An 8,612-nucleotide genomic window follows, 5' to 3' on the forward strand; every position below is an offset into this window, starting at 1 on the left:
TATTTTTTCGTACAGACTAGCTAATTTAGAATGATTGCGTTTAGGGGCTATAGTCTAGCCCCATAAAGGCTTTGAACGTTTTCGGAGATGTCTAATGTCATTGAGGGTGTAAAGCTTGCACTCTCTAGCATTAAGTTGAGAAGTAGCACAGTTGCCTTCCCTTATGGTGATAAACATTGCCATAAGGGAAAAGGAATGAGATAGTCTAACCTTGATAGAGCTAACCTTAACTTTTACGTTTTTAAGGTTTTGAGATGTTCGCTATACCATGTCAAAGTGTGCCGGATAGCTTCACGTAAAGGGGTAGCATGGTTGCCAAATGCTTGAACGTATTTATCATGATTTACAACAAATGGCTCATCAAACTCATACATCATCTCGACGGTTTCACGAGCTTCTGGGATAAAAATCCCGCCTAGTCGCATCATGAACTTACCCATTTTACTTATTTTTGGTGGGTGTCCAGCTTCCTCAAAAGCTATGTTGAGAAATTGTCGAGTAGTGATAGTCTCAGCGTTAGGTACGTGCCAAATTTGACCCAATGCTTTATCCTGTTCCCCTAACACTACTAATGCCTTGCCAAAGTCATCGATAAAGGTATAAGTATGAGGGAGGTCAATTTCACCGATCGCTGATGCAGGCTTCCCAGTCAGTACAGCGGGAAAAATGCGATCGCCCATTACAGAATCAAGTACTAGTGGGCCATAGAAGTCCGATGCTCGACCAATAGCAACTCGTACAATACCTCTACGGTGTGCATCCAAAAGCGCCTCTGCTATCTGCCCACGAACGCGCCCTTTGCGGGTGGTTGCAGCATTTAGCATATCTTCCCGCAACGCACCATTGACAGGGCCATACATATAGAGATTATCTCCCACAACGAGCTTTGCGCCACTGGCGGCTACCCCTTCGACAATGCTAGCTTGCAATGAGGGAAAAAACTCTGGCCATTGGGTGTAGGCTGGTTGTGCACATTGGTAAACGACTGTCGCTCCAGTAGTAACCGCTCGTGTATTTTCGGAATTATAAGCATCGCTGGCGATGATTTCCACATTAGAGGGTACGTCTGCTTTGCCACTGCGGTTAATCATACGCACCCGTTTTTTCCGAGTCAATAGTTCGCGCATGACGGCTTGTGCTAGGGGGCCAGTACCAAAAATTATATGGAGTTCTTCTGTTGTGTTCATGGGTTGGTTTTGATATTAGGAGAATTATTTTTTTAGATAATAATGCCAAGCTTCATTTAAACTTGGACGTTTTTGTGTCTTAATAAGGTCACACCTGCGGCTAAAAACCAGAGTTGGAGCATGGTCACTGATACGCTAATAAATGCTCCCAAATCCACCCCAAATAGTTCTATTAATTGAGTTGCCAAAAACAGAGCAGCGACGATCCCAGAGATTCCTAACCAACGTGGTAGTGTTCTTGAACGGAATAAGTAAATTGAGATAATTGTTAACCACAATACGGTAAATAGGCTAACACCTAATACTTCACCGACCGAGCCAGCGTAGTCATTGAGGGTTTTATAGACAACAGCGATCGCTTCACGAGTTTGTGCAGAGATTGCAGGGTCAGCATAAACTTGCGCTAAAGCTGGCATTGGTACTAACCAGCGAATAATGCCCAGGCAACGAGTGACAGTAGATGCGATTCCAAAACCTGTTGCCACCTGGAGCCATACAGGGTTGGTTTCCCCATTGCTAACGACACGAGCAGTTAATAAAGCTACTACCCAAAAAAGTAGTGAATAAAGAAGATAGATCAGATAACCAATTCTGACTGGTTCAGCTTTTTTAATTAGTAATGGCAACATGATGCTAGCAGGTTCACCAAGGCTAGCTGGCCAGTTGATTGCTGCACCAAGAATAAAAACCGGCACAAACAGCAGTAGACTTTCAATAATTAATACCAGACCAGCAGTTCGGTAAAGTGCTTTGATAGACATAAAGGAATTTATTTTTGACATGATTACATGAGATAAGGAACACATGATTAGGTAGTAGAGACGTTGCAATACTATGTCTCTACTTGGGAAAATTGGGATAATTTTGATAACTAAAACTAATTATGGGTAATTTTCAGTTCTGTAGTTTCTTGCGCTGGGACACAGCAACCAAAACTCCAAACATAAATATTCCCCAAGAAAAAGAAGCTTCTGGAACTGCTTTTAGCGCAACTGCGCGAATTTGCATCGGGTATGGCAGAAGTATCATATCGTATCCATTGCCGCTTGCAAAATTAATATCTAGTTCTCCAAAGTTCTCGTTAACTATCTGTACTCCACCACCAGCAGCATTAACATCATTTAAAAAAGCTGTAGCTAAACCTGCCAGCAATGGATCTAAGTCAGATGCTTTTTTTGCTGCAATTGGGTCGGTAAAACTACTTTCAAAATCATCATCAAATGATGGTGTAGAACCATAATCGACAATTGAATAAAAATCAGAATATCCAAAGTCAACTATTTTAGTATTGCCACTATAGAGTGCTATTTCAATATCATTTGGATTAGCTTTATAAATTCTTTCCTCAAGCGGTGTATTAGGATCAGCGTACCAATCTTGACCGAATATATCTGCACCTAAATTCCAAGTTTGGTTAAAATCGCGATCACTCTTTTGACCAAACACAAAGCCAATATCACTGAATGGAATGCCATTATTTGTCAAGTACTGGTCAAAGGTAGGGAAGCTATTAATGTTAATCAAAGTTGTCATTCTGTTAGCACCGCTAGCAGGTTCTTCCGGACTTCCTTGGCGACCAGTCCCGTAATATGGGGCGTTGTTGAAACCGGGGAAATCTCGGCGCGAATTCAAACCGATTTCCTTATGGCCGTGATCTGGAGCCGAAGGATCTGGATTATAGAAAGGCACAAAACCTTGATTTTCAGTCGGTGATCCATTTAACCCCAGAAAATTACTAGATGCTATTGGTCGTGATTTAATAAATTGCAGTTGGTTGTAGTCAAAGCTTAAGTTTGCGGCTTGGACTGGTGCAATTGCAGATAAGGTGACAGAGGTGGTAAGACCAATAAGTGTAGACAGTTGATAAGTACGCATATTTAAGGTTTAAAGGAAGCTTTAGTGAGATTTTCAGCATCATATTATCACTGGTTTGATGTGTAATATGCTAAGAATGGTAATAACGTCTGAAGAGCAAAATGAGGGAAATCATCCGAGTGCATCCAACCTGGGGAGTAAAGCGAGAAAAATTCATCCCACACAGATGCAATTAGATATAACTTGTTTTCATCGAAGAAATTACTGTACTACACAAGGCTTGATTTTGTATAACCTCAGACTGGCGGTCTGAGGTATATTTTTGGCTTGTGCTAAGTATGTAGTACGTTAAGAATAATTTGTCACGTCTATAGCATTACCTACTAAAGATACAACGGCTAGCATCTCTGCCATAAGTTCCAAATAGCGATCGCCAAGCCTGCGAATAGTTGCAGGCAGATGGAAATTACGAGAATATTCGATTTCTAAGTGAACAGTGCCATCGGTGATGGAGAAGAAAAACTCTAGTAACGCTGTACGTTTCTGGTCAGGGGAGGACAACCGACTATCTCTATCTTCCTCAATAAACTCAAACAGTTCTAAGGCGGGAGCAGTACGATTTCCTAAGTAGTTAGCTCTGACTGGAGTGAGATTGTTATCGGGATAAACATGATGAGGAAGTTGCTCAGAAATCCAATCAAAAGTTACTCCATTCATCGGCAACTCGTTAAATTTGGCTTGGATTTCCTTGGTGGTTTGTTCCCACTTGATGGAACGTCCTACATTAACCCCGACAGGGAAATTCATCGCAAAGTTACCAACACTATTTAAAAACGTGTGCGTGCTATCTAGATTTCTGCCGTGGCTGCGATGGCTAACTACTACCCAATGTTGTCCACTCCACTCAGCCATCAACCGATACAAGGTAGAAAGTAGAAGGGTGTAGACATTACATTTGTAATACTGTTTGGCTTCACGTAAGAGAATGTTACTACTGTTTTTGGACAGGGTAAATTTTTCGCTGGCGGCGGAAGCCTCTAAATTAGCTCCCTTTTGATAGTCAAAGGGAACTTGGAAGGTATATTCCTGAGAAGGAAATTGAGATTTCCAATAATCTACATGACTTGTCAAAGCTCCTTGTTGTTCCGCCTGCATCAGCACACGCACATAGTCTATATAAGAAGGTATCGAAGGGAGAGGCTGATAACTCAGAGTTCTGTTCCCCAGCAACTCGCTGTAAGTCAACCATAAGAGATTAAAAATCACCCCAGTACTCAGCAAATCACCGATGATATGATGTCCAACCAGCGAGATATCATAGCAGGATTCATTGACCTTGATCGCGATTACTTTCATCAGCGGCCATTGGTCGATTTGAAACTGTTGAGCTATTTCTTGTATCCGGTTGTGGATTTCACTGTCTCGCTGTGCAGATGTAAGATGACTACCATCGTAGAATTCAGCACTCAACTTTTGCTCTGGGGAAATTAACTGTTGCCACCATTGTTGATCTCTTTGCACAAACACAGTCCGTAGAGCAGGATGAGTTTCCAGTACAACATTGAGAGCTTGGTTAAATATCTCTGCGTCTAATGGTTGATGGAAAAGAAAACGTGTGTAGCCATTCCATTGATATGGAGCCTCAAAGTACTTCACTAACCAACGTTGAGCAGGGCCTAGAGGTAAGTATTGTTGGGATACTGTTGGCTTTTCTTGGGTGATAGCAGCCAAAATAGCCTTGCGGTCTAGCTTACCATTGTGGGTTTTAGGTAGACTGGCTAGCCATTCCCATTGGTGAGGAATCATGTAATCAGGCAAGCGTTGAGCCAGGAATTCCTTAATTTGTTGATTGTCTACTTGAGAACCAGCCAAGCAAGCTATTAACCGTTTTTGACCATTTTCGTAATCCACAGCTAAAACGGCAGCTTCATTAATCGCGGGATGGCTATTGAGAACACTTTCGATTTCACCCAGTTCTACACGGAAACCACGTATTTTAATTTGGTGGTCAATGCGTCCATGATACTTGAAACTGCCATCGGGCAATTCCATAGCTAAATCGCCGGTTTTGTATAAATATTCCCCTGGGACGTGAGAAAAGGGATTCAGGCGGAATGCGTCTGCTGTGCGTTGTGGATCTTTGAGATAACCTTTAGCCAATTGCACACCGCCAATCCAGAGTTCTCCCATTTTTCCTGGGGCTAATGGCTGCATCTGTTCATCCAAAATTAAGATATACACATTATCTATAGCTTTACCTATAGGAATGCAGATTTCTTGTTCGCCTGGACGTTGACGAATAATGTGTGCGGTGACATCGATGGAAGCTTCAGTGGGGCCATAAAGATTGGCTAAACCAACACTCATGCCATACTTATCAATCCAACGCTGTACAAAAGGTACAGGTAAAGCTTCGCCACTAAAGACTAACCAACGCAAATCGGGAAAAGTCCATGATTCTGATTCTAAAGCGTTACAAAATTCTCCAAATAGGGAAGGAACAAAGTGCATGACATTGATTTGGTTATCTTTAATCCACTGTGCTAAAAGCCAAGGATTTTTGACTGTTTCTGTTTCCACAGAATAAACAGTAGCTCCCACCATCAAAGGCCAGAATATTTCCCATAGTGATATATCAAAACAGCAAGATGTTTTTTGAGCAACGCGATCGCCATAACGCAATTGAAAAGCATTCTGCATCCAAACCAGGCGATTCATGTAACCCCGATGGTTGAGCATCACTCCTTTAGGTTTACCTGTAGAACCAGAGGTGTACAGTACTGTCATCAAGTCATCAGGAGTACTAACATTGGCAGGAGCTATGTCTGAACAACGCGCCCAAGTCTTTTTGTTTAACTGTGTCCAAGCTTTACCTTTCTCAAAAATACCCTCATCTAAGAACATCAAAGTATTTAAAGGTAACTGCTCAGTCAGGCATACTGCTAACTTGTTTGTCAAGCGATTTTCTGTGAGCAAAATTCCAATTTCAGCGTGTTCTAGTATGTACTTAATCCGTTCATGGGGATATATAGGATCTAAAGGAACGTAAGTCCCGCCTGCTTTGAGAATACCGAGAATACCCACGAACATCAAAGGCCCACGTCGTGTCATGATCCCCACAAACACGCCTGGTTTAACTCCCTGAGCCTGCAAATAATTAGCCACCTGATTGGAAAGACGGTTCAACTCTGCGTAGGTAATTTGAGTTTCCCCATCCGTCACCGCTATGGCATTGGGAGTACGCTTGGCTTGCTCGATAATTTCCCAGTAAGGAATTTCTTGGGGTTGTTGATTGTTGACAACTGATTGGTTTTGTAAAGAAGATGATTGTTTATTCCCAAGTAGCACAGCCATTTCTTGGAGACTGCGACAAGAAAGCAAGGCTTGACGATTTACTTTGCCTAACCGTTTTTCTAACCTCGTAACAATGCGGATGAGTTCCAAAGAATCCATTCCCAATTCTGCTTCCAAATCCTTAGCCATATCATTGTCAGTAATCTGAGAATGGCAGATTTCTGTGGCGATTTCTTGCAAAAGCTGCACTATATTTACATCTATTTGTGTCTTGAGCAGTGGCTGCGTTAGTTGCTGAGATGGGATTTTTAGTGAGGCTAATTCTTTGATTTGGGTAATATATTCATGCATCAATTCATCGATAACAAACTCAGGGAAAAAGTTACTATCGTAGCTAGCGAACAAATGTAAACTGTCGTCAAATATTTCTTGCAATATATCAATTGTTCCCGCAGCATTAATACCACCTGCGCGATAATCGATTACATCTATGGGGCCATATTTGTTTTTAATATTAGTCTGTCCTGTAAATGGACAGTATAAATTTGATTTCAGTATGCGGCGATACATGGGTAACATCCGCTCAGGGATTTTGCCATCTTCTAAAACAATATTATCTCGGAAAGCGATCGCCATTTGACGAGTTTGGGCGCGGTCATAACCGTTAACTAACCCTTGTTGGATTTCCTGATGAACGCGGTTTAACAAGCGTTGCCAATCTTCATTCAGTGCTGGTAAGTCTAGGCTAATAGACAAATTCTGAGCAAAACTACCCACCACATCAGAAGCATCTATGCCTGGATAAACCCGTCCACTGGTGGGAACTTGAACCATAATCGGTTCGTTTTTAGACTTCTCAAACTTGGCAACAGCCCGCACAAACGCACCCACTAGGAGAGAGTTCAGTGGTAATCGCCATTCACGAGTTTGGGCAATGAGTTGATTAGTGATAGCCTTTCCTAAGGAAAATCTGCGGTTATGGAATTTTGGACACAGGGATGTGATGGCATTTCCTGTGGGATTCCATAAATAAGAATCTTTGCCTCGTCGATTTACATACTCGACCAGTGCTTTGTCTTCTTCTGGGTCTTGCCAAGCATTAATTGATTGCACCAATTCGCTGTAATCTTGAACAGTTGTAGGTGGATGCAAATTAGGTTCTTCACCGCAGACATGAGCGCGGTAGATTTCCATAAATTCGCGTAAGATGACATGACATCCCAGGGCATCAGAAATGAGATGCTCGTTGGCTAATACCAGTTGATAGACTGAATCTTCCAGCCGAAAAACAAAAAATCGATGTAGTGGCCACTCTGTCATTTGCCATTCATAATTGAGGCAGCGATGCAATTCATCATTAATTAGTTGTTCTTGACCCTCACTATGAAGATGCCTGATGTCAGTAACGGGTATATCAGGAGGAGTGGGGTTTTCCATAACTACCATTTCGTAATCCTTGAATCTGGTAGTATTAGGAGGAATGATAAAGCGTGATCGCAGCATAGGATGACGATTCAGCAAGTCTTTCCAAGACTGCCAAGCAACGTTTGAATCAAAATTACCTCGTAAACGTAGAGTAGAAAATAAGCTAATTGAATTTACTACCCAATGACCGAGTAAATGAAAATATTGCCCAGAAAGAATCTCAACCTTCTCTGTTTTCTGCTCCTTTTGATTGATAATACTTGCAGATGGCGAAGAATCTGAATTATTTATTTGGGAAACTAAGCATTTATCAGCTATTTGCACGACATCGCCCAAAGTTTGCAATTGCATCAAATTTTGCAAAGGCAATGCTTCCATAAAAATGGGTTGCATTTCTTGGGGAATTAGTGCTACTAATCCATTCAATAGTTCCATCATTTTGATGGAATCTAATCCTAAGTTACCCTCTAAAAACATATCTCGTTCTAATTCTTCTGCATTATGTCCAGTAATTTTGGCAACTAGGGAGAAAATAGGCAATTCTAAGCTCTTAGTACTCATTGCATCCTCTAAAAAAAATAATATTCGCAATAAAAATGTCCAACGTCTTACCTAATTAAGTAAGTATTGTTTTGAAGTCTAGTTATTCATACAAAACTAAATTTGAATGGATAAGAATTACGAGAAAAATTAATCTTTGCTCTTGTTATGTTACTTATCGCCTTGATCTGGGCTATTTATGCAAAAAGTTAGGAGCAATAAAACAAAGGGTTAGCTTTCTTTATCTATTGCTTCCTAACTGGAGTTTAGACTAAAAGCGATATGAGAGAACGCAAATCAAATGCAATTAGAGATTAAAAATATTATCTTGTCAGTCTCAAAGTCTCCGCG

Annotated in this window: 4 protein-coding genes; all 4 read right to left on the reverse strand. The window is 41.3% G+C overall.

What is annotated here, in order from left to right; genetic code table 11:
• Positions 1-233: 233 nt before the first annotated feature.
• The 4 genes from V7K42_RS26655 to V7K42_RS26670 all read right to left on the reverse strand — a co-directional run bounded on the left by V7K42_RS26655 (position 234) and on the right by V7K42_RS26670 (position 8,282).
• A complete protein-coding gene (locus V7K42_RS26655) occupies positions 234-1,187 on the reverse strand; it encodes an SDR family oxidoreductase (RefSeq protein ID WP_334920418.1) in 954 nt (317 codons plus the stop codon).
• Positions 1,188-1,243: 56 nt separating this feature from the next.
• A complete protein-coding gene (locus tag V7K42_RS26660; RefSeq protein WP_334920419.1) occupies positions 1,244-1,948 on the reverse strand; it encodes a DUF4386 family protein in 705 nt (234 codons plus the stop codon).
• A gap of 133 nt (positions 1,949-2,081) precedes the next feature.
• Positions 2,082-3,062 (reverse strand): hypothetical protein, encoded by a 981-nt coding sequence (locus V7K42_RS26665; RefSeq protein ID WP_334920421.1) that lies wholly within the window; start codon positions 3,060-3,062, stop codon positions 2,082-2,084.
• 288 nt (positions 3,063-3,350) lie between these two features.
• On the reverse strand, positions 3,351-8,282 hold the full coding sequence (locus tag V7K42_RS26670) for an amino acid adenylation domain-containing protein (RefSeq protein ID WP_334920423.1): 4,932 nt from the start codon (positions 8,280-8,282) through the stop codon (positions 3,351-3,353).
• Between the last annotated feature and the right edge of the window lie 330 nt (positions 8,283-8,612).

Source organism: Nostoc sp., assembly GCF_036917455.1.
GTDB lineage: Bacteria > Cyanobacteriota > Cyanobacteriia > Cyanobacteriales > Nostocaceae > Nostoc.